The following is a 1,215-nucleotide window of genomic DNA, read 5'->3' as shown; positions in this document are numbered from 1 at the left end:
ACGGCCCAACTGGTGTCCCGGAAGAACCGCTTGATCTCCCCGGTGACATAGGGGATGGCGAAGGTGGTGAACTCCACCTCGCGCGTGAGGTCGAACCGGTCGATCGCCTTGATCAGGCCGATCGTGCCGACCTGCACGATGTCCTCCATCTGCTCGGCCCGCCCCCGGAACCGGCCGGCGACGAAACGGACCAGCGAGAGGTTCATCTCGATGAGAGTGTTGCGTACGTACTGGTAGGCGTGGGTTCCTTCCTCCAGAACCGACAGCCGGTCCAGGAACACCTTGGTGAGGGCCCGGGCGTCCCGTGGATTGATGGAACTGATGTCGTCCGCGTTCGGCAGGTCGATTCCGAGGGACTCACACGCCGGGATCACACTCAGTCCGGCCTCAGCCGACCCTGTCACGTCTGTGCTGGTCACGCGCTGCCCTCCTTAGCTCAGCCTGTCAGAGCCGCTTCTGCCCGCCCGACGCCCCGTCATTCCCCGATTCCGCTTTCCGGCCGGAAAATGTGGGTCAGCCGCCCGCGTGCCAGCTGGGGGTGTGTTCGGCGACCGACAGTACGAGGAAGAGGACCAGGTCGAGCGCGCCCAGCACCGTGCCGAGCACCGCGCGGAACCGGCGGACCGTGCCCCGGGCCAGGGCGAGGACACCCAGCACCAGGGCACACGGGCCGAGCACGACGTTGAAGACGAGAAGCCCGACCAGTCCCGCGACGAACGAGGCGACGGCCATGAGATCGGCGTCCCGGCGGGGACCCGCCGCGGACGGCCGACGGGGAGCGGCCCGGGTGTCCTCACGGGGAGCGAGGGTCTCCAGGAGTTTCACGGGGTCTCCTCCAGCAGATGATGCACGGTCAGTGATGCACGGTCAGGTGATTCACGGTCGGCGGTCGCGACGGCGCGCCGTGCGGCGCTCCCGCACGGCGAAGACTCCCAGCCATACGCAGATGACGGCCGCCGAGAGCAGAGTGAGGGATACGGGTATATGGGCGGCCGTGCCCGACAGCACACCGAGCAGGAACAGGGCCGCGACGAGGAACACCATGTCGTCAGTCCTTTCTCCGTGGTTTTCCGGAACACCGCTTTCCGGAAGCGTCTTTCCCGGAGCGTTGTCTCGGGAAGCGGATCCGGGCCCGGCCGGATCCAGAGGATCCTGCCCGGCCCGGCGGTGAACAGTGGGGCCGTGATGGCGCACGTCACCAACCATACCCGCGGC

General features: G+C 67.5%; 3 protein-coding genes. All 3 read right to left on the bottom strand.

All coding sequences use genetic code 11. The features are described from left to right. Nucleotides 1–347: sigma-70 family RNA polymerase sigma factor (locus AB0K09_RS33570; RefSeq protein ID WP_366069164.1), on the bottom strand; the 347-nt coding region annotated here is incomplete at its 3' end. A 166-nt stretch (nt 348–513) separates the two neighbouring features. Beyond that, the gene (locus AB0K09_RS33565; RefSeq protein ID WP_366069163.1) at nt 514–732 is read right to left on the bottom strand and encodes a DUF4190 domain-containing protein; all 219 of its coding nucleotides are present in this window, start codon (nt 730–732) and stop codon (nt 514–516) included. 144 nt (nt 733–876) lie between these two features. After that, on the bottom strand, nt 877–1,215 hold a 339-nt coding region (locus AB0K09_RS33560; protein WP_366069165.1), incomplete at its 5' end, for a hypothetical protein.

Source organism: Streptomyces sp. NPDC049577, assembly GCF_040675635.1.
Classification (GTDB): domain Bacteria; phylum Actinomycetota; class Actinomycetes; order Streptomycetales; family Streptomycetaceae; genus Streptomyces.
Note: the sequence above shows the minus strand (reverse complement) of the source record. Positions and strands in the feature narration are given on the sequence as shown.

Excerpts from the sequence above, each read along its gene's own strand:
- AB0K09_RS33565 (WP_366069163.1), bottom strand. The coding sequence starts at position 732 with ATGGCCGTCGCCTCGTTCGTCGCGGGACTGGTCGGGCTTCTCGTCTTC.